Source organism: Brevibacillus sp. B_LB10_24, from assembly GCF_046036945.1.
Classification (GTDB): domain Bacteria; phylum Bacillota; class Bacilli; order Brevibacillales; family Brevibacillaceae; genus Brevibacillus_C.
In genome coordinates, this window is the sequence record NZ_JBJQOQ010000025.1 from 39458 (window position 1) to 60186 (window position 20729).

19 protein-coding genes are annotated in these 20729 nt (G+C 53.5%); 17 read left to right on the forward strand and 2 right to left on the reverse strand.

The genetic code is table 11. The features are described from left to right. The first annotated feature begins 4 nt into the window (after positions 1 to 4). The 14 genes from purM to purD all read left to right on the forward strand — a co-directional run bounded on the left by purM (position 5) and on the right by purD (position 15688). A complete protein-coding gene (purM, locus tag ACI7RC_RS19800; protein ID WP_408109931.1) occupies positions 5 to 1048 on the forward strand; it encodes a phosphoribosylformylglycinamidine cyclo-ligase in 1044 nt (347 codons plus the stop codon). Then, the gene (gene purN / locus ACI7RC_RS19805) at positions 1045 to 1650 is read left to right on the forward strand and encodes a phosphoribosylglycinamide formyltransferase (RefSeq protein WP_408109932.1); all 606 of its coding nucleotides are present in this window, start codon (positions 1045 to 1047) and stop codon (positions 1648 to 1650) included. The genes purM and purN overlap by 4 nt, the downstream gene beginning before the upstream one ends. A 290-nt stretch (positions 1651 to 1940) precedes the next feature. Continuing rightward, positions 1941 to 2792, forward strand: coding sequence for a MurR/RpiR family transcriptional regulator (locus ACI7RC_RS19810; RefSeq protein ID WP_408109933.1), 852 nt, complete (start codon positions 1941 to 1943; stop codon positions 2790 to 2792). 11 nt (positions 2793 to 2803) lie between these two features. Continuing rightward, positions 2804 to 4402, forward strand: a complete 1599-nt coding sequence (locus ACI7RC_RS19815; protein WP_408109934.1) for an ABC transporter substrate-binding protein — start codon at positions 2804 to 2806, stop codon at positions 4400 to 4402. Between the two features lie 58 nt (positions 4403 to 4460). Continuing rightward, the gene (locus ACI7RC_RS19820) at positions 4461 to 5402 is read left to right on the forward strand and encodes an ABC transporter permease (RefSeq protein ID WP_408109935.1); all 942 of its coding nucleotides are present in this window, start codon (positions 4461 to 4463) and stop codon (positions 5400 to 5402) included. Positions 5403 to 5412: 10 nt separating this feature from the next. Beyond that, the gene (locus ACI7RC_RS19825) at positions 5413 to 6243 is read left to right on the forward strand and encodes an ABC transporter permease (protein ID WP_408109936.1); all 831 of its coding nucleotides are present in this window, start codon (positions 5413 to 5415) and stop codon (positions 6241 to 6243) included. 12 nt (positions 6244 to 6255) lie between these two features. Beyond that, positions 6256 to 7680, forward strand: a complete 1425-nt coding sequence (locus ACI7RC_RS19830) for an amidohydrolase family protein (protein WP_408109937.1) — start codon at positions 6256 to 6258, stop codon at positions 7678 to 7680. Next, a complete protein-coding gene (locus ACI7RC_RS19835; protein ID WP_408109938.1) occupies positions 7680 to 8888 on the forward strand; it encodes a metal-dependent hydrolase family protein in 1209 nt (402 codons plus the stop codon). Before ACI7RC_RS19830 ends, ACI7RC_RS19835 begins: the two co-directional genes overlap by 1 nt. Then, the gene (locus ACI7RC_RS19840; protein ID WP_408109939.1) at positions 8866 to 10179 is read left to right on the forward strand and encodes an amidohydrolase family protein; all 1314 of its coding nucleotides are present in this window, start codon (positions 8866 to 8868) and stop codon (positions 10177 to 10179) included. The genes ACI7RC_RS19835 and ACI7RC_RS19840 overlap by 23 nt, the downstream gene beginning before the upstream one ends. A 23-nt stretch (positions 10180 to 10202) precedes the next feature. Beyond that, positions 10203 to 11171: an ABC transporter ATP-binding protein gene (locus ACI7RC_RS19845; RefSeq protein ID WP_408109940.1), complete on the forward strand. Its 969-nt coding sequence runs from the start codon at positions 10203 to 10205 to the stop codon at positions 11169 to 11171. Between the two features lie 11 nt (positions 11172 to 11182). Beyond that, the gene (locus ACI7RC_RS19850) at positions 11183 to 12145 is read left to right on the forward strand and encodes an ABC transporter ATP-binding protein (protein ID WP_408109941.1); all 963 of its coding nucleotides are present in this window, start codon (positions 11183 to 11185) and stop codon (positions 12143 to 12145) included. 104 nt (positions 12146 to 12249) lie between these two features. Further along, complete coding sequence (locus ACI7RC_RS19855) at positions 12250 to 12627, forward strand: hypothetical protein (RefSeq protein ID WP_408109942.1); 378 nt, start codon at positions 12250 to 12252, stop codon at positions 12625 to 12627. 153 nt (positions 12628 to 12780) lie between these two features. Then, positions 12781 to 14334 carry a bifunctional phosphoribosylaminoimidazolecarboxamide formyltransferase/IMP cyclohydrolase gene (gene purH / locus ACI7RC_RS19860; RefSeq protein WP_408109943.1) on the forward strand — a complete coding sequence of 518 codons (1554 nt, stop codon included), beginning with the start codon at positions 12781 to 12783 and terminating at the stop codon, positions 14332 to 14334. Between the two features lie 88 nt (positions 14335 to 14422). Further along, positions 14423 to 15688: a phosphoribosylamine--glycine ligase gene (gene purD, locus ACI7RC_RS19865; protein WP_408109944.1), complete on the forward strand. Its 1266-nt coding sequence runs from the start codon at positions 14423 to 14425 to the stop codon at positions 15686 to 15688. Between the two features lie 25 nt (positions 15689 to 15713). On the opposite strand, the gene ACI7RC_RS19870 is transcribed toward purD, so the two are convergent. Both ACI7RC_RS19870 and ACI7RC_RS19875 read right to left on the reverse strand, forming a co-directional pair. Continuing rightward, positions 15714 to 15845 (reverse strand): EYxxD motif small membrane protein, encoded by a 132-nt coding sequence (locus ACI7RC_RS19870; RefSeq protein ID WP_408109945.1) that lies wholly within the window; start codon positions 15843 to 15845, stop codon positions 15714 to 15716. A 13-nt stretch (positions 15846 to 15858) separates the two neighbouring features. Further along, on the reverse strand, positions 15859 to 16248 hold the full coding sequence (locus tag ACI7RC_RS19875) for a YgaP family membrane protein (protein WP_408109969.1): 390 nt from the start codon (positions 16246 to 16248) through the stop codon (positions 15859 to 15861). A gap of 512 nt (positions 16249 to 16760) precedes the next feature. On the opposite strand from ACI7RC_RS19875, the gene ACI7RC_RS19880 reads away from it, so the two are divergent. The 3 genes from ACI7RC_RS19880 to ACI7RC_RS19890 all read left to right on the forward strand — a co-directional run bounded on the left by ACI7RC_RS19880 (position 16761) and on the right by ACI7RC_RS19890 (position 20604). Further along, positions 16761 to 18017: a branched-chain amino acid ABC transporter substrate-binding protein gene (locus ACI7RC_RS19880; protein ID WP_408109946.1), complete on the forward strand. Its 1257-nt coding sequence runs from the start codon at positions 16761 to 16763 to the stop codon at positions 18015 to 18017. Positions 18018 to 18046: 29 nt separating this feature from the next. Then, positions 18047 to 19285, forward strand: a complete 1239-nt coding sequence (locus ACI7RC_RS19885; RefSeq protein ID WP_408109947.1) for a branched-chain amino acid ABC transporter substrate-binding protein — start codon at positions 18047 to 18049, stop codon at positions 19283 to 19285. 62 nt (positions 19286 to 19347) lie between these two features. Beyond that, positions 19348 to 20604, forward strand: a complete 1257-nt coding sequence (locus ACI7RC_RS19890) for a branched-chain amino acid ABC transporter substrate-binding protein (protein ID WP_408109948.1) — start codon at positions 19348 to 19350, stop codon at positions 20602 to 20604. The last annotated feature ends 125 nt before the right edge of the window (positions 20605 to 20729 follow it).

Sequence of the window (20729 nt, forward strand, 5' to 3'; positions counted from 1 at the left end):
AGTCATGAGCGACGCGTATAAACAGGCAGGAGTCGATATTTCCGCCGGCAACGAAGCAGTCGAGTTGATGAAAACCCATGTCAAACGCACCCTCCGGCCGGAAGTGATGACCAACCTCGGCGGATTTGGCGCTCTGTTTCGTATGGATGCAAGCAAGTACGAACGGCCCATTCTCGTGTCCGGGACGGACGGAGTAGGAACGAAGCTGAAAATCGCCTTCGCGATGGATCGCCACGACACAATCGGCATTGACGCCGTAGCGATGTGTGTCAACGATGTGGCCGTCCAAGGGGCGGAGCCGCTGTTTTTTCTCGACTATCTCGCCTGTGACAAGGTGATCCCGGCCAAGATCGAAGCGATTGTAAAAGGCATCGCCGACGGCTGCGAGCAGGCGGGCTGCGCCCTGATCGGCGGCGAGACTGCGGAGATGCCGGGCATGTACAGTGAAGGCGAGTACGACATTGCCGGCTTTACGGTAGGGGTCGTCGACGAGAAAAACCTGATCGACGGCAGCCGTGTCCGGCCGGGTGATGTGCTGGTCGGCATTCGCGCAAGCGGCCTGCACAGCAACGGGTTTTCTCTGGTGCGCAAAGTGCTGTTGGCCGACCGGGGGATGTCGCTTCACGAGCATGTGGACGAACTGGGCAAGACGCTCGGCGAAGAGCTTTTGACACCGACCAGAATCTACGTGAAAACGATCTTGGCGCTGCTGGCCAAATACGATGTGAGGGCACTCGCCCACATCACCGGGGGCGGATTTACGGAGAACATCCCGCGCGTTCTGCCGGCGGGCGTGCAAGCGGAAATCGAGTGCGGCTCGTGGCCGGTTCACCCGATCTTCGAACTTGTCAGGGAGCTTGGCGGCGTCGCCATGGCCGATATGTTCCGTACGTTCAACATGGGCATCGGCATGGTGCTGGCCGTGCCTGCCGACCAGGCGGGAGCCGTCCTGGAGACGCTGGCAGAATGGAATGAGGAAGCGTATCTGATCGGACGGGTTTCTGCGGGAGAGAGCGGCGTCGTCTACGGCGGGGTGGCTTGGTCATGAGGCTGGCCGTATTTGCATCGGGAAGCGGCAGCAATTTTGAAGCGATCGTGCAGGCAACGCGGGACGGGCGGCTGCCGGGGGCAGAGGTGGCGCTGCTCATCTCAGACAAACCGGAGGCCTATGCCATCGAGCGGGCGGTCCGCCTCGATGTGCCCGTATTTTCGTTCCGCCCAAAAGAGTACCCGGATAAAGCAGCATTTGAGACGGAGATCGTCACCAGACTGCAGGCGGCAGGCATCGAATTTGTCGTGCTTGCCGGCTACATGAGGCTGGCCGGGGACGTGCTGCTCGGCGCTTACGAAGGGCGGATGATCAACCTGCATCCGTCACTTCTGCCTGCCTTTACAGGAAAAGACGCGATCGGCCAGGCCCTTCGCTACGGTGTCAAAGTGACCGGTGTCACCGTCCACTACGTCGATGCCGGCCTGGACACCGGTCCGATCATCGCTCAGGAGCCGATCGCGGTGGAGGAAGAGGATACTCCGGAAAGTCTCGCCGCCCGCATCCATGCGGTGGAGCATCGGCTGCTGATCGATGTCCTCGGGGAGTTGTCGAGGGGAAGGCTCACGCTGGACGGACGGTTCGTGAAACGGCTGGGATGAGCTCTATAACGGAAAAGTTTGTTCGATCAGAGGAAACGTCACAATAAGTGGCGTTTTTTTGTTTTGTCATCAAGCAGAGTACCGCATGGCAGGGCTTGTGAATTTAATAAAATAATTTTTATTTGTAGGGTATTTTTAAATCGTTTGACTATTTCGCTTTATTTTTTTAAAATTACAAGAAGAAATATTTCTTCCTATTTTTTTAAAAAAGTGAAGTGAAATTTCTGAATGATATGCTTGCTGTTATTTGAGGGGGGATTTTTATTAGTAATCTTCAATCTGGCGGGATATTGAGTAAGATTCACTCTTCACTTGAAAGCCTGCAAGGAGTTAGTGAAAAAATTGCCCGATTCATTATCGAAAACGCTGCCGAGATCTCCGGGAAGCCGTTAAATGAATTGGCGCAAAAAGCCGGTGTGAGTGAAGCTTCTATTGTGCGTTTCTACAAAAAGATGGGGTTTAAACACTACCGTGATTTTCTCTTGTCGCTGGCTTTTGACTCTAATGACCAGGCTGAGGCGTTAAACGAAGAAATCGAAGTAGAGGATAACGCCCAACTGGTGATGGCGAAGCTGATCGGGGCTACGGAAGCCATTTTGAACGAACAGGTTCGCGTAACCGACTTTTCGAAGGTGGAAACAGCTGTTGACAGAATTTTGCAAGCCAAGCGCATCGCGATCTATGGATCAGGGGGGAACGGGCCGCTGGCCTTCGACGCTCACCACCACTTCATCAAGCTGGGAAAAGCGTGTGAGATACATACCGACCCGTATATGCAATTGATGTCTGCGGCAATGCTGACACCTGACGACGTCGCGCTTGTCATCATTCACCCGAGAGACGTGGAAGACGCGAACTTCGTGATGGAAGTAGCAGGGAGAAAGGGAGCGTATCGCATCGCTGTGACCAGCCAATACGAATCAGCATTGTCTAAGCTGGTCGAATTAATGCTGTATACGCCGTACCGCGAAAGCGTTTTTCGCGGTGAGCCGCTGTCTTCCCGTTATGCAGTGCTGCATCTGCTCGACACGCTCTACATCACAATGGCTATACGCCAGCAGGAGATCGCCGGAAATATCGCAAGCGTTCAGGAACTGCTAAGAGAAAAGAATCAAAAGATGAAGGGTACATTCAAGAATTAAGGGGTGGAATCATGAAGAAAGGTCTTACAAAGGTACTAACTGTTTTGCTTGGCGTCATGCTCGTCGCTGGCTGTTCGGGTCAGACCGGCGGGACATCAGCGGACGCAAATGCCGGCGGCAGCAAGGAGTATAAGGACCAGCTGGTGATCCAGAACGTTTCCGATTTGACGGACTTGGACCCGGCATACATCAGTGGCGTGCCGACCAGCCGAATCGCCAATTTGCTGTTTGATCACCTGGTCCGTTATGACAAGGATGGCCAAGTTGTCGGACAGCTCGCTGAAAAGTGGGAAACTTCAGAGGATGGGAAGACCTGGACATTCTATCTTCACGAAGGGGTCAAATATCACGATGGCAGTGATTTGACGGCCGAAGACGTGAAGTTCAACTTCGATCGGATCAAAGACCCGCAAACTGCTTCGCCGCGGGCCAGCGACCTGGAGATTATCGACTCCATTGAAGCCAAGGATCAAACCACGCTTGTGTTCCACCTGAAAGAGCCGTTTGCCGCTTTTATCGACAAATGCATAATCATCAACCCAACCTTGATTGCCAGTCCGAAGGCGCTCAAGGAGTACGGCAAAGATTTCACCTCACATCCGGTCGGTACCGGACCGTATAAATTTAAAGAGTGGGTGACCGGTGACAAAGTAGTGTTGGAAGCAAACCCCGATTACTACCTTGGAGCTCCCGAGACCAAACAGGTTGTTTTCCGAGTCATGCCCGATCCGATGACAGCGATGATCGAAATGGAAAACGGCGGCCTCGATATTCTGCAAAAAGTGCTGCCGACGGAAGCGGACCGGATCAAGGCCAGCGACAAGATTTCACTGGAAGAAGCCAAAGATTACAACATTCGCTGGATATTCTTCAATGAGAACATTGCCCCGTTTGACGATCAAAAGGTAAGACAAGCGCTCACCTACGCTGTTGACCGTGCGGCAATTCACCAGTCGCTGTTGGCTGGAGTGGCCGATTTGGCAAACGGGTTTCAGCCGGAGATAAGCTGGGCCTATGAACCCGATACGACACCGTACACTTACGATGTTGAGAAAGCAAAAAGCTTGCTGAAGGAAGCAGGCTGGGTAGACGCCGACGGCGACGGCATCGTGGAGAAAGACGGCAAGAAACTGACTGTCGAGCTGAATGTGCCAAACGGCCGCTACTTGATGGACAAAGAGATTATGGAAGCTGTGCAGAACCAGTGGAAACAAATTGGCGTCGAGCCAAAGATGAACATCGTGGAATGGGGCAAATACGTCGAGAACGTATTGGCCAAAGACAAGTACGGCGTGTACATGCTCGGTCTGTCGCAGGACAACCCCGAGCCGGTGATGTTCCTCGACATGCAGTTCCATTCGAAAGGTTCCAACAACACCTCAAATTACAAAAACGAAAAAGTAGACAAGCTGCTGGAAGAAGCCCGCACCGTAGTTGATCTGAACAAGCGCAAACAGCTCTATAGCGAAGCGCAAAAGCTGATCGCGGATGACTTCCCGGTGATCCCGCTCTATTCCGAGTACAATTTGCTCGCTGTCTCGAAAAAAGTGGAAGGATACCAGCATAGTGCCTCTACCTTTGATATCACGCATGTAAAAGTTGCAAAGTAACGTTTCTGAAAGGGGGAGCATACCCCCTTTCCATTATGCCTTAGATGGGGGATGAAGAATGGCCGCATACATCATCAGAAGACTTTTCATCTCCATTCCCGTGCTGATTGGAGCGACTTTCCTCGTCTTTATGGTAATGCACCTGTCGCCCGGCGATCCTGCGCAGCTCATGGCGGGCGACGGCGCATCGCCGCAGGATGTGGAATTGTTGCGGCAAAAGCTGGGTTTGGACAAGCCCTTGTTGGTCCAGTACGCCACGTACATGGAAAACGTCGTTTCGCTTGATTTTGGCCGTTCCATTCGCAGCAACCGCGAAGTTCTCCCTGAGCTTATGACTTATTTTGGAAATACAATGGAGCTGGCTGTCCTCGGCACCTTGATAGCGGCTGTAGTCGGGGTGACTCTGGGCGTACTGGCGGCGATTAGGCAAAATAGCTGGCTGGACAATCTGGTGATGTCGTTCTCGCTGGTCGGTCTGTCTTTGCCGATCTTTCTGTTGGGGGTCTTGTTTGTCCTGGTTTTCTCCTCGCTGTGGCCGGTTTTTCCGGCAACAGGCAGAGGCGGACCGATTTGGACGCTTGAAGGCTTTCAGCATGCGTTTCTTCCCGCTCTAACGCTCGGCCTGTCTGCCGCCGGGGTCATCGCCAGACTGTCGCGGTCCGCGATGCTGGAAGTCCTGCATGAGGAGTACATACGGACTGCTATGGCAAAGGGATTGAGGGTCGCGAAAGTCATCGTCAAACATGCACTGCGCAATGCTTCTGTCCCCATCACAACGATTATCGGCCTCGAATTTGGCTACCTCCTGGGCGGAGCGGTGGTCACCGAATCGATTTTTGCCTGGCCGGGGGTAGGCCGCTTAACGGTTGATGCGATTATGGCAAAAGACTTTCCGGTGGTCCAGGGAGCCGTTCTCTTGATCGTACTTGTCTTTGTGCTTGTCAACCTTGTAGTTGACCTCTTATACGCGATTTTGGATCCTAGGATTTCCTATGATTAGAGGGGATGACATGCAGAACGTTAAGCGATTTTGGCGAAAGTTTTCCAGAAACAAGGGTGCCGTTGTCAGCTTGTTCATTTGCCTGCTGTATTTTTTGGTTGCGATCTTTGCCAATGTGATTGCCCCATATGACTACGACGGTCAGAATTTGTTGGCGAGGTTGAAACCGCCGTCTGCGGAACATTGGTTTGGCACCGATGATTTTGGCCGGGACGTGCTGAGCAGGGTCATTGTCGGGGCAAAAGTGTCGGTCATGATCGGTTTTTGTTCGGTGGCGATCGCTATGCTGTTCGGCGTTCCGATCGGGCTAATCGCAGGCTATAACCGCAGGTGGGACAGCGTTTTAATGAGGCTGATGGATATCCTGCTCGCTTTTCCAGGAATCCTGCTGTCCATGGCGGTCATTGCCGCACTCGGGCCAAGCACATTTAACGTCACGCTCGCAGTAGCCACCTTTTCGATTCCTACGTTTGCCAGAATCGTCCGGTCTAATGTGCTGGGAGTAAAAGAAAACGAATTTATCGATGCAGCAAAATCGTACGGATTATCCAATTGGAAAATCGTATCAAAGCACATTCTGCCAAACGTCATGGCTTCGATTATCGTGCTGGGGACGATGCGCTTTGCCTCAGGGATTCTTACGGCCTCCAGCCTGAGTTTTCTCGGACTGGGAGTACAGCCCCCGACTCCTGATTGGGGTGCAATGATTGATGCGGGAAGGTATTACATGCGGGTAAATTGGTGGCTGGTCGCCTTCCCGAGTGCGGCTCTGTTCCTGCTGACGATGGCCGTGAACGTCGTCGGAGACGGCCTGCGGGATGCCCTTGATCCGAAAATGTAAGGAGAGACTGCAATGAAAATTGATACCTTGGTTGTTCACGCCGACTTGTTCACGATGGCCGGGCAAGGCGTAGGTTTTATCGACGACGGCGCTGTCGCAATAAACGGAAACAAGATTGTCGCCGTCGGGGCGTCGAACGAATTGCTGAAAGATTACGCCGCCGATGAGGTAATCGATGCGACCGGAATGATGGTTCTGCCCGGTTTTGTCGATTGCCACATGCACACTTCGCTGGCGATTTTTCGCGGGTTGGCGCAGGACACGAATGCTTGGATGCATAAAGGGATCGGGCCGTTTGTTCCCTTTATCAACGAGGTGAGCGAGCTGGCCGGCAGCAGGATGAACATCCTTGAAGCGCTTGCGGCAGGTACCACGACCTTTTGCGATTACTCATCGCCGATTCTTGACATCGCCGCTTTTTTCAAAAAAATCGGAGCGAGAGCGCGGCTTACCACCAGCATCAAGGAAGTGCCCCCGGTCAAACACAAATTAAAAGAACACGATCTGTACCCGTTTGATCCGGCGATCGGCGAGCGGACGCTAAGCGAAAACCTGGAGCTGGTCGAGCGCTGGCACGGGGCGGAAGACAACCGGATTACCGCAATGCTCGGTCCGCAGTGCCCTGACCAGCTCAGCAAAGAACTGATGCTCAAAGTGCGGGAGATCGCCAAAGCCAAAAACCTGAAGCTGCACATGCACGTGGCACAGGGCGACCGCGAGACAAAACAAATGCTCGGCCGCTACCAGAAGCGTCCGATCGCCTTCCTCGATGAAATCGGATATCTCGACGAGTCGCTGATCGCTGTCCACCTAACCGATGCAACCGAAGAAGAGGCCCGCTACGTGGCGAAAAGCGGCGCTTCGATGGTCGTATGTTCCGGCAGCATCGGCATCATCGACGGCGTCGTTCCGCCGGCCGTTCCCTTTATGGAAGCGGGCGGAACAGTCGGGCTGGGGACGGACCAGGCGGCAGGCAACAACTGCAACCAGATCATCAACGAAATGAAGCTGACGTCGCTGTTCAACAAGATCAAGTACCAGGATCCAGAAAAGCTGCCGGCCTGGAAAGCACTGCGGATGGCGACGATCGAAGGAGCGAGGGCGGTAGGCATCGGCGATGAAGTAGGGTCGCTGGAGAGCGGCAAAAAGGCCGATCTCATTTTTATCGATCTGAAGGCGAAGACGATGCTGCCGGTCTTTAAAACACCGATGCGCAACCACGTGCCAAACCTCGTATACTCGGCCCGAGGCCATGAGATCTGCCGCGTCATGGTAGACGGAAAGACACTCTATCAGGACGGAAAATACCTTACCGTAGACGAGGCAGAGATTATCGCGGATTGCCAGATGATCGCAAACCAGATCAGCGGCTCCGTAAGCGAGGAAAACTTTGCGATTACCACCAGTGCCACATTCATGAAAGAAGGGAAATTGTAATGAAGCTGTATGTGAAAAACGTTCGGGTTATTGACGGAATCAGTCCAAAACCGTTGGAAAACAGACACGTCGTCATCAACGGCACCATGATCGAAACAGTAAGCGACAAGCCTATTGAGGATTTTGACGGAACGGTATGGGACGGAACGGGCAAAACGCTGCTGCCCGGATTGGTAGATAGTCACGTACACCTAAGCGGAAACGGTCTGCCGGACGTACTGGAACGCTTCACGGATCCGGAGGCAGTCGTTACCCTTCGCGCCGCGGCCAATGCTCGCAAGACGCTGGAGGCAGGCATTACGATGGTGCGGAACGTCGGGGAAAAAGCGTATATTGACGTCCACCTCGCCAGATCGATCGAAGCCAAAGAAACGATTGGCCCCCGCGTCATTACATGCGGACGGGGCATCAGCATTTTGGGCGGGCACGGAACCCCGGTGATCCGCGAAGTCTGCGGCGCCGACGATGCCAGGCTGGCTGTACGAGAGCATATAAAAGCGGGCGTAGACCAGATCAAGGTAATCGCATCCGGCGGTGTGCTTTCTAAGGGAACCTACGTAGGGGCACACCAGATGACGATGGACGAGCTTCGAGCAATTACCGATGAAGCCAGGACGCACTTCAGACGCACCTGCGCTCACGCACATGGCGCCCAGGCGATTCGCAACTGTATTGAGGCCGGAATCAATACGATTGAACACTGCTCTCTTCCGGACGAGGAATCGATGGAATTAATGGCGCAAAAAGGAATTTATATGATTCCTACTTTTGCTTCGAGTGAAATGATTCTTCGTTACGGAAAAGAGGCCGGGATTCGCGATGAAGTGATCGAGAAGAGCAAACGAGTAGACGAGGAACACAAAGAACGCTTCCGCCAAGCGATTGCCAAAGGCGTAAAAGTGGCGATGGGGACTGATGCCAGCACCCCGTACAATTTTAACGGCGAGAATGCGATGGAGCTGGCACTGATGGTCGATGCCGGAATGACGCCGATGGATGCGATTATCGCTTCTACCCGCAACGGAGCGATCGTCTGTGAACGCGAACATGTAACAGGCACGATCGAGGCGGGCAAGTTCGCTGACCTGCTGGTAGTCGAAGGCGATCCGTTGACGCATATTTCACTGTTGCAGAACAAAACTAACTTCCATTTGATCATGAAGGAAGGCGAGGTCGTATTCGCCCGTGACAGACAATTGCAGGAATAGCCGTCTGCTGCTAAAGGGAGGAAGGATCGTTTCAGAGGCTGGACTGGTTTCAGCCGACCTGGTCGTATCAGAAGGAAAAATCGTCAAGTGGGTCGATTCTAGCGAAGCGAGCAGCGAAGACCGAATCAACGTCGTCGATGTACGCCATTGCCTGCTCCTTCCAGGAGGGATAGATCCCCATGTGCATTTTGAGTTTCCTTTCTCCGGCACGAATATCAAGCACGATGCCTTCTCTGGCGGACAAGCTGCGCTATTGGCAGGGACAACCTTGGCATACGACTTCATCCTGGACAGCGACGGGAGCAAGGCTCCTGCGGCGGCATTAGTCGAGCGGGCGGAGTATTTTCGGCAGACGCCGCTTCAGGTCAAATTTCACTACTGCTTTGTCAACGAGCATGAAAAGGTGGCCGACTACATCCGCTGTCTTGCGGATTTAGACATCAAAGTCGCGCTGTTTGGCTTTTACCACGCCTGGAGCGAAGCGGCAATCGAGCGCTACATGCCGCTGTTTGCGGCAGACAAGCTGATGTTGGGGCTGCATGCCCTGGAAGATGAGAAGGCTGTCGACTCTTCTTTCCTGGACTGCACCCTAAAAGAATTTATCGGTAAAAGACAGCGCTACGACGAACTGGAAGCGACACTGTTTACCCGCTACAGTCAGGCAGCAAAGGCACATGGCGTCCCCTTTTACGCATTTCATCTATCCAATCCCAAGCTGATCGCACAGCAGCCTGCCGGCGGAAGGCTTGTCAGAGAGGTGGCTGTCCAACACCTGTTTTATAACCTGGAAGGGCTGGTCGCCAGAGAAAACGGCCATTATCTGATGTGCGGCCCTTACCTACAGACGCGGGCCAAACAACAGGAGCTAATAGAACAACTGGGCCGCATCGATATCGTCGCTTCTGATTCCGCCGCCTTGGACGTTTTCGACAAGCGGACCGGGAGCAAAATCAAGGACATCAGAAGGGGGCTGCCCAGCCTGGGATACCGTCTGCCCATGCTGTATACATTTGGCATCAAAACGGGCCGGCTTGACTGGAAAACCTTTCTCGATGTCTGGTGCGGCAATGCGGCAAAATGGCTGGGCGATAGTCCGTCCAAAGGAACGCTGCTGCCGGGGGCAGATGCGGATATCGTCGTGATCGAGCCGGGTGCCATCATTCGAAACCAGAATCCGGCAGATCGGCACCTCGGCTGGCAGCCGTTTCTCGATCGGCTGGACGGCTGGCCGCGCGACGTATTTGTCGGCGGGCGGCACGTCGTCAGGCAAGGCATGTACACTGGCAGTTAACACGTTTTACAGGAGGGGAGAACGTGGACCAAGCTTTGCTAGAGGTGAAAAACCTGAAGAAGTATTACCCTGTCAAAAGGGGGCTATTGAGAAGAACGGTTGGCCACGTTTACGCAGTAAACGACATCACATTTTCCATCAGAACAGGGGAGACCTTCAGCCTAGTCGGCGAGAGCGGATGCGGGAAGTCGACGACCGGCAAGACGATAGCGCGCCTAATCGATCCAACAGGCGGGGAAGTCTGGATCGGCGGCAAGAAGGTCTCCGATTTGCGAGGCAATGAACTGAAACAAGTGCGCAAAGACATGCAAATGGTTTTTCAAAATCCGTACGGTTCGCTAAATCCGCGGATGACGATCAAGGAGAGCCTCGCGGAGCCCCTCTCCGTTTACCTGCCGTTAAACGCCAAAGAACGGGAAGAGCGGGTTGCCGAGCTGCTGCAATTGGTAGAGCTGTCAAAGGATCACATGAACCGCTATCCGCACGAATTCAGCGGGGGGCAGCGGCAGCGGATCGCAATTGCCCGAGCGCTGGCGCTCAATCCGAAGCTGATCATCGCGGATGAAGCCGTCTCCGCTTTGGATGTGTCGATTCAGTCGCAAGTGCTGAATTTATTGAAAAAACTGCAGCAGGAGTTCGGCTTGACTTACTTGTTTATCTCCCATGATTTGAGCGTCGTTCAGCACATCAGCGATCGTGTCGGCGTGATGTACCTGGGGAAGATCGCCGAGAGTGCGGCGAAGCGGGATTTGTACGAAAATCCGCTGCATCCTTATACGCAGTCGCTGCTGTCGGCGGTGCCGCTGCCGAACCCGAAGGCGAGAAAGGAGCGCATTATCTTAACGGGAGATGTGCCAACCCCGGACAATCCGCCCAGCGGATGTTTTTTTCACCCACGCTGCCCTAGCTGTATGGAAGTGTGCAAAACGAAGATGCCGGAATACAAAGAGATAGCAAAAGACCACTTCGTCGCATGTCATTTATACGAATAAGGAGGGGGACTATGGAAGCGCTTCTCAAGGTAGACAACCTGAACGTGAACTTCCGGACGGATGACGGTGTGATCAATGTCATCAAAAACGTCTCCTTTGACGTTCGTGAAAAGGAAATCGTCGGGATTGTGGGCGAGTCGGGCTGCGGCAAGAGCATGACTTCTCTGGCCATCATGGGACTGGTGCCAAAAAACGGGCAAGTAAGCGGCAGCATCTTATTTGAAGAAAAAGATCTCGTCAACCTGCCGAAAAAGGAACTGGGCCATATCCGCGGAAACCGCATTTCAATGATCTTTCAAGACCCGATGAAGTCGTTAAATCCAGTCTACACGATCGGTGAGCAAATCGATGAAACCATTCGGGAACACCTGAAAGTAAACAAGGATCAGGCGAAACAAAAAACGCTGGACATCCTGGGACGAGTCGGGATACCCAATCCCGAACGGATCTATAAAAGTTACCCGCACGAGCTGTCTGGCGGAATGAAGCAGCGGATCATTATTGCAATGGCGCTGGTCTGTTCACCAAAACTCGTGATAGCCGATGAGCCGACGACGGCCCTGGATGTGACAATTCAGGCGCAAATTCTCGAGCTGATGAGGGAAATGCGAAGCATCGTGGACACGTCGATTATTCTCATCACCCACGATCTTGGGGTATTGGCGGAAATGTGCGATCGGGTCATCGTCATGTACGCCGGAGAAGTGGTGGAAGAAAATACAGTTGAAGCCCTGTTTGAACATCCAATGCATCCGTATACGAAGGGACTGTTAGACTCCATCCCGAAAATGGACGAGGAACAGGACATCTTGCCGTACATCCCCGGGCAGGTGCCTCCTCCGGGCAAATTCCCTACAGGCTGCCGCTTTTCAACGCGCTGCCCACAGGCTGCGGAAACTTGTTTTCAGTCGCCTCCTGATTTGTATGAGCGGGCAGGCGGCAAAGTGAGGTGCTGGCTTTGGGAAGCCGAATGAAGCGGGCAGCCTCGCTCGCCGATGCTGGTGCCTGCACCTTTTCCCTTAACCTTTTTGCCTATCTCCACATACCGTAAAACAGAGGCAAAAAGGGAGGAGTTTTCGTGATGAGTGACGACTTGACCAGCAATGTATTAAAGAAGCTGAGCAAAAAAACAGGCCGCGAATGGAATGTGGAGGACATTTTCCGCCTTGCCGAAAAGCTGACGGAAATGAGTGATGAAAGCCTCGCTGACGTTCTGTCTGAACTGGAAACGATGGGGCTGGAGATACCAAAAAAGACAAAATCAAAACTCAGACGAAAAAGAAAAGACGACCCGGCGATCCCGGTGGAAGAAATCAACAAGATGGAACGGCAGTTGGAGGAAGTGGTAAAAAAAACAGAGAAAAAGACTGCGTCCAAGGCAAAAAAGCGGCCTGTTGCAACGGCAAAGCCAAAAACGGCCGCTGTACTGAAAAAAAGTACCAAGGGCAAGCGATAATTATTCGGCTGCGTGGATCGTCCGATGAAGGCTTCGGTGGAAGCCTTTTTTCTCTGCCGTTTTTGTTGAATAAACCGTACGTTCATGTTTTAATATACTTATAATGTTCGTAAATAACGCTAGTTTGTTCGATAAAACGAGGAGGTTTTACTGGTGGGAATCAAAAAAGCCCTAATCAGCGTATCAGACAAGACAGGAATCGTCGAGTTTGCGCGCCGTTTGTCCGAGCTGGGAATTGAAATCATTTCAACAGGCGGGACGGCCGGTTTGCTGCGGGAGGCCGGGGTGCCCGTGACCGGGATATCAGACGTTACCGGATTCCCGGAGATTCTCGACGGACGCGTAAAGACCCTGCATCCTCACATTCACGGCGGCCTGTTGGCTGTGCGTGACGACGAAACCCACCGACGTCAGTTAGCCGATTTACACATTGAACCAATTGATTTAGTCGTCGTAAACCTTTATCCTTTTAAGCAGACAATTGCAAAGAAGGATGTCAGTTTTGCGGAAGCGATTGAAAACATAGACATCGGCGGACCTACGATGCTTCGTTCGGCGGCAAAGAATCACGCTTTTGTCACGGTAGCGGTCGATGCGGCAGATTACGGCCAGATTCTAGATGAAATCGCAGCAGCCGGGGACACCGTACCGGAAACGCGGCGACGTCTGGCGGCCAAGGTATTCCGCCACACAGCTGCCTACGATGCGCTGATTTCCCGCTATTTGAGCGAAAAGGTCGGCGAGTTGCTGCCGGAGAGCTACACCGTCACCTATGAGCTCGCCCAGGAGCTGCGCTACGGGGAGAACCCCCATCAGCGTGCTGCCTTTTACCGGGATCCGCTGGCAGAAGAGGGCACGATTGCGGCTGCCAAGCAGCTCCACGGAAAAGAGCTTTCCTACAACAACATCAACGACGCTGACGCGGCATTGGCCATCGTTCGCGAATTTTCCGAGCCGGCTGTCGTCGCCGTCAAACACACCAATCCGTGCGGCGTCGGCGTCGGAGCCAGCATTGCCGAGGCCTACCGAAAGGCGTTTGAGGCAGATCCCGTTTCCATTTTTGGCGGGATTGTGGCTGCGAACCGACCGATCGATGAGGAGACAGCACTGCTGCTCAAGGAGACCTTCCTGGAAATTATCCTGGCGCCTTCCTTTTCCCCGGAAGCCCTTGCGATCCTGCAGCAGAAGAAGAACCTGCGCCTGCTGGTCTTGGGTGAGGGTAAAGCGAAGGAGCAGTCCCCGCTTGCGGCCGGCTTCCGCCTGACATCAGTCAAAGGAGGGGCGCTGGTCCAGGAGTACGATTGGAACGAATTGTCCCAGGATGAGCTGAAAGTCGTCACCGAACGCAGACCAAGCCAGGATGAACTCGCCCAACTGTCCTTCGCCTGGAGCGTAGTAAAGCATGTCAAGTCGAACGCGATCGTGCTTGCCAAAGAGTACATGACAGTAGGGATTGGCGCCGGTCAGATGAACCGCGTCGGTTCGGCACAGATCGCCATCGAACAGGCGGGGGAAAAAAGCAGGGGTGCGGTACTCGCCTCGGACGCCTTTTTCCCGATGCCCGATACGGTCGAAGCTGCAGCAAAAGCTGGGGTGACAGCGATCATCCAACCGGGCGGCTCGGTTCGGGATCAGGATTCGATCGATTCGTGCAACCGTCACGGCATCGCGATGGTCTTTACCGGTGTGCGCCATTTCAAGCATTAGAGAAGCTTCTGTTGACGCGGTAAAATCATGAGCTCGAAAAAGACAGGCAACCAAGCTTTTCGAGCTACCTCACAAGGGAGAGAGATGGATGAACGTACTGGTGGTAGGAAGCGGCGGCCGTGAGCACGCCATTTTATGGAAGTTGGCACAAAGCCCGAAAGTAGAGAAGCTCTACTGTGCGCCAGGCAACGGCGGCACGGCTCAGCTCGCGGTCAATGTGCCGATTCCCGTGCACGACTTCGCCGCTCTTGCCCAATTTGTCAAAGAAGAAGGCATTGATTTGACAGTAGTCGGCCCGGAAGGTCCGCTGCTGGCGGGAATTGTGGACTTCTTTCAACAGCGCAGTCTGCCCATCTTTGGACCGAGTGCGAAAGCGGCTATGATCGAGGGGAGCAAGTCTTTTGCCAAGTGCCTGATGAAGCGCTACGGGATTCCGACAGCCCGTTACGAGTCGTTTATCGACTACCAGTCCGCACTGGCTTACGTAAAAGAGCAGGCGGTTCCGATCGTCATCAAGGCCGACGGGCTTGCGGCGGGCAAAGGTGTCGTCATTGCAGGCACCCAGGAGGAAGCGCAAGAGGCCCTGTATCAGATTATGCAAGGGTCTGAGTTTGGTCAGGCGGGTTCGCGCGTGATCGTCGAGGAATACATGAGCGGCGAAGAGCTTACCCTGCTCGCTTTCGTCGATGGCGAGACGGTTAAGCCGATGATCACCTCGCAGGATCACAAGGCGGTCTACGATGGCGGCAAGGGGCCCAATACTGGCGGAATGGGCAGTTATGCCCCGGTTCCGCACCTGTCCGGGAAGCTCGTTGACGAGGTAGTCGAAACGATCGTCAAGCCGACCGCCGCCGGCATGGTCAAGGAAGGGATTCCGTTTTGCGGCGTACTCTATACCGGCTTGATGATTACGGAGGAAGGGCCCAAGGTGGTGGAGTTCAACGCGCGCTTTGGAGATCCGGAGACCCAGGCGGTACTCCCATTGCTCGAGACAGACCTGGCAGATATTTTCATCGCCGCCATAAATGGAGAGCTATCTTCTATCGATATCGCCTGGAAGCGGGAGAGTGCCGTATGCGTGGTGATGGCGGCACCGGGCTATCCGGGCAAATACCCGAAGGGAGCCGTGATCGAGGGGATCGGGGCTGAGACCGACGGGCAGGTGGTCTTTCACGCCGGAACGAAACAGACGGAACAAGGCTTGGTGACAGACGGCGGACGCGTTCTGGGAGTGACGGGGATCGCAGGGTCGCTCGCCGAAGCGCGGGATGCCGCCTATGCGGCAGCCGACCGCATTTCATTTGAAGGAAAGCATTATCGTACGGATATCGCGGCTTCAGGGCTGCGTAAATAACGAAAAAAAGGGGTGGATCGCTGCATCAGCGGTACCACCCCTTTTTTCGGCCGACGGCAAAAGCGTAGATCAGTACGGCAACCACAGCAACGACCAGGACAATCACAAACAGGTTGTGCGTGATCCATTCGTAAATCGGCGGCCCTACCATGCCCATCGCTTACCACCTCCTATGGATACATGGGATGCAGGTGCTCACTCTGCCGGTAATCCTCTGAAGAGCGCCTTGCCGACAGGGCATGCTCCTGATGGTCGGAGTCGCGGTGGCGGGATTCTATTCTGTCGGATAAATCGGTTTTATCTTCGCCTTTTCCTGGAGTCATGCGGCTCAGGAAATTGCCGAGCTGCATTTGCCGCATTTGGCGCGTATTGATGCCCATGGCCTTCAGCATCGGACAGTACCGGGTCACTCCTTCAGCCACCTTCATCGCGGAAAGCATCATGAGGATCCATGGCGTGCGGTGAGGCCGGCGGGCCATTCTGCCCACCCCGTAAGCAAGGCCCAAAATTCCAAACATAATACGCAGATACGCATCAAGAGTACCGACGTTCTTTTGCATCAAACTTTCCCTCCCTTTTTCAGTTAGTAGTTTGCACCCCAAAATAAAAAACAGCCAAGGGAATTTTTGTCTGTTCAAAAAGCGAGAAAATCGTTATGATGTAAGTGAAAAAGACCGAATTTATGAACTATTCCGTCCCGTTGGGCAAGTTTTGATCAGTTGAGGCAGAACCAGTATAAACCATTAATGGGGAGAGTCGACATTTTACGATATTTCCTGTTCTTGGGGCATTCGTCCCGGTTCCTTACTTCATGGGTAAAACGTTTAAAATAGCTAATGGGTAAACTATTTCTTTCATGCGTGAAAGTGTAAAAGATATGTTTGTCTGCGATATTTCGATTATAACTGGAAATTAATGTTATTACAAAAATAATTTTTTCTCTTGTAAATTTTCTTATTTATTCTAAAATAAGTACAGAGCCTAGCTGTTTTTCGCCATAATGCGACTCTGGTCACATCAAGGCAGAAGGGCGAAACAAGCATTCAAAATAAACAGGGGGGAATCTACGGGCATGAAAAGACAAATGAAATTTGCATTTTTGGCCGGATTGCTGGCGCTTGGAACTGCGCTTGCCGGATGCGGCAACAGTGCGGGCAACACAGGCAGCAACAGCGGCAGCGAGACAACCCAGCCGGCAAATAGCGGAAGCGGAGCAGGCAGTGAAGCGTCTGCAGGAGAAAAGGCTGGCGGCAAAATTGTGATCGCTTCGATCGGACCGCTGTCCGGACCGAACTCGGCTTACGGTGAAACGGCGAAAGAGGGCGCTGAATACGCGCTAAGCAGCCGGAAGGAAGATTTTAAAAAGCTCGGATTTGACATTGAACTGCTCCCGCAGGACGATCAGGCAGATCCCAAGCAGGCAGTTGCTGCTGCTGAAGCGGCCATTACAAATAAAGACGTCCTGGCTGTCGTCGGCCACGTTACGACAGGCGCCGCAATTTCAGCTTCGGTAAAATACGATCAGGAAGGATTGGCGATGGTCGCTCCTTCGGCAACAGGCATCCAGCTTACGGAAGAGGGCAAAAAGGTGGTCTTCCGCGTTTGCGCCCGTGACGACGCCCAAGGTTCACAAGCGGCTGTCTACGCCAAAAACGAGCTGAATGTGAAAAAGCTGTTTGTCCTGCACGACAAACAAGCCTACGGCCAAGGCTTGGCTGAACAGGTGAAAGCCCAGGTAGAAAAGGACGGCGGCGTTGAACTCGTAGGCTACGAAGGTATCACTGCCGGCGAAAAAGACTACAGCGCCATCGTCAACCAGATTGTCGCAAAGAAACCGGATTTGGTGTACTTCGGCGGCTACTACGCTGAAGGCGGGATCCTGATCAAGCAGCTTCGCGAGAAAGGCTATGAGGGCGGCTTCATGGGCGCCGACGGTCTCGACTCCGACGAAATGGTGAAAATTGCCGGAAAAGCGGCTGACGGGGTTATCTACACCTCGACGGTCGGCGATGTAGGCGCTACCGATGAAGGCAAGAAATGGGTAGAAGAATTTGAAAAAAATACGGGTAAAAAAGTCGGGATCTTCACCTCTTTGGGCTATGATGCGATGAATACCGTGCTGCACGGAGTGGAAGAAGCGATCAAAGCCAACAACGGCAACAAGCCGACCCGCGAGCAGGTCGTCGAGGCGCTGAAGAAGGTAAACGACTTCCAGGGCAAGTTTATGAAAGTCGGATTTGACGAAAAAGGCGACAACTCATTTGCACAAGTATTCGTCTACAAGTTTGAAAACGGCCAAAAGGTTTATGTAGGCCAGGTACAAAAGTAAAAAATAATAGAAAGCGGAGCTGAGCAGAGATGAGCAGAGCGAAGATGAGACGAATCAGCCTGCTGGCAGCGGCAGCCATCATGGGTTTGACCCTTGCAGGCTGCGGAACCGCCGGCAGCGTAACCGAAAGCAGCACAGAGAAGGCAGCGGCAGGGCCGGAGGCGGCGCCGTCGGAGAATACGGCAGCGGGCGGCAACAAGATCCTGGTCGCAACCCAGAGCCCGCTGTCCGGGCCGCTGTCCAATCTTGGCGATACGATCAAGAGCGGGGCGGAATATGCCGTCAAGCTGAAGCAGGAGGAGTTCAAACAACTGGGCTTTGACCTGCAGCTTTTCCCTCAGGACGACCAGGCCGATCCGAAGCAGGGCGTAGCCAATGCCGAACTGTTAATCGGCAATCCCGACGTGCTGGGCGTAATCGGCCACCTGAATACAGGGGTGTCGATCCCGGCTTCGGTCAAGTACGAATCGGCGCATTTGGTGATGATTTCTCCGACCAATACGGGTGTTCAGTTGACGGAGGAAGGGCGAAGCGTCGTACACCGGATTTGCGCCCGGGACGACCAGCAAGGACCGAAAGCAGCCAAATACGCCGAGAAGCAGCTCGGGGTGAAGAGCGTTTTTATCATCCATGACAAGACGGCCTACGGCCAAGGCTTGTCCGGCCAGGTGAAGGCGCAGTTCGAGCAGGATGGCGTGAAGGTGCTCGGTTATGAGGGGGTAACTCCGGGAGAAAAGGACTACAGTGCCGTGCTGAATCAGGTGATTGCCAAAAAGCCTGACATGGTGTACATGGGGACGACCTATGCCGAAGCGGGCATATTGGTCAAGCAGGGGCGAGACAAGGGCTTTGCCGGAATTTTCATGGGGGGCGATGCGATCGACTCCTCGGAGACGTACAGCATCGCAGGCCCGGCCATTGAAGGAGTCATATTTACTACTGCCGCAGGAGACGTAACACAGACAGAGCAGGGAAAACAGTGGGTTGCGGACTACGAAAAAACAATGGGCAAGAAGCCGGAGACGTATGCCGTATACGCTTTTGACTCGACGAATGTTCTGTTGAACGGTATATTGGAGGCCATAAAAGCAAACGGCGGGAAGAAGCCGAGCCGTGAGCAGGTCCTAGCGTCCGTGCATAAGACAAAAGATTTTCAAGGTGAATTCTCCAAGGTCAGCTTTGATGAAAAAGGGGATAACACGTTTGCCGATATTTTTGTTTACAAATACGGGAAAGACAAAACCGCGTATGTAGGCATCATAGAGTAGGCTGACTGATTTTCCTGATTTGCTGATTCACCATTTTTATATAGAAATAGGGGGATTTACAAATGAGAAAGCGGACTCATCTAGGAATTCTCAGCGCAGTTTTAGCTGTCGGAATGGCCCTAGCCGGTTGCGGAGGCGGCGGTGGCAGCAGCAGTGGCGGCGGTAGCGCACCCGCTTCTTCCAGCGGAGGGGAGTCTTCCGCTTCATCAGGGGGAGGCGGCCAGGCGGCTTCGGGAGGCGCACTGGAAAAAATCCTGATTGCAACCCAGACACCGTTGTCCGGACAGCAATCAAACGTTGGCGATTCATTGAAAACAGGTGCAGAATACGCTTTAAAACTGCAGCAGGATGAATTTAAAAAAATGGGCTTTGACCTGCAGTTATTCCCTCAGGACGACCAAGCCGATCCGAAACAAGGGGTGACAAACGCGGAAATGCTCGTCTCCAATCCTGATGTATTGGGAGTAGTGGGGCATTACAACACGGGCGTATCCATTCCCGCTTCCGCGAAGTACGACTCGGCCAGCTTGGCGATGATCTCGCCGGGCAGCACCGGGGTTCAACTGACGGAGGAAGGAAGAAAGGCGGTTCACCGCATCTGTGCCCGTGACGACCAGCAGGGTCCGAAAGGCGCGAAGTACGCAATGGAAAAGCTCGGCGTCAAGTCGGTCTTCTTCATTCATGACAAGACCGCTTATGGTCAGGGGCTGGCCGATCAAGCGAAGGCCACCTTTGAAAAGGGCGGCGTTCAAGTGCTTGGGTACGACGGCATAACCCAAGGAGAAAAGGACTACAGCGCGGTTCTCAACCAAGCACTTTCCAAAAAGCCGGATATGATTTACTTCGGAGGGATCTATCCGGAAGGCGGAATCCTTGCGAAACAAGCTCGCGACAAGGGCTTTGACGGGTTCTTCATGGGCGGAGACGGTCTTGATTCGCCTGAATTGATCAAGATTGCCGGACCGGCTGCGGCCGGAATCCTGTACACCTCGATTACCGGCGACATTTCCGGAACCGATGACGGGAAGAAGTGGCAGGAAGACTACAAGGCGGCAATGGGCAAGAACGCAGAAAACTACTCCGTCTACGGATTTGATGCGATGAACGTCATGCTGAACGGGCTGAAGAAGGCGATTGAAGCTAACGGAGGCAAGAAGCCAACGCGCGAACAAGTGTTGGAGGCCGTCCACAGCACGAAGGATTTCCAAGGGAAATTCATCAAAGTGTCATTTAACGAAAAAGGCGACAACGAATACGCCGACGTATTCATCTGGAAAGTAAACAACGGAAAAGCGGAGTACGTTGAAAGAGTAGAGTAAGCTGTTTGAACCCCTCTCAATAGAGATCAAAAAACCGGTCTCAAGAGGTTATCCTAAACTGGCAGAAGTACTTCGGCTTTTGCCAGCCAAAAAGCTATCTAGCAGAATACGTGAACATCGAGTGT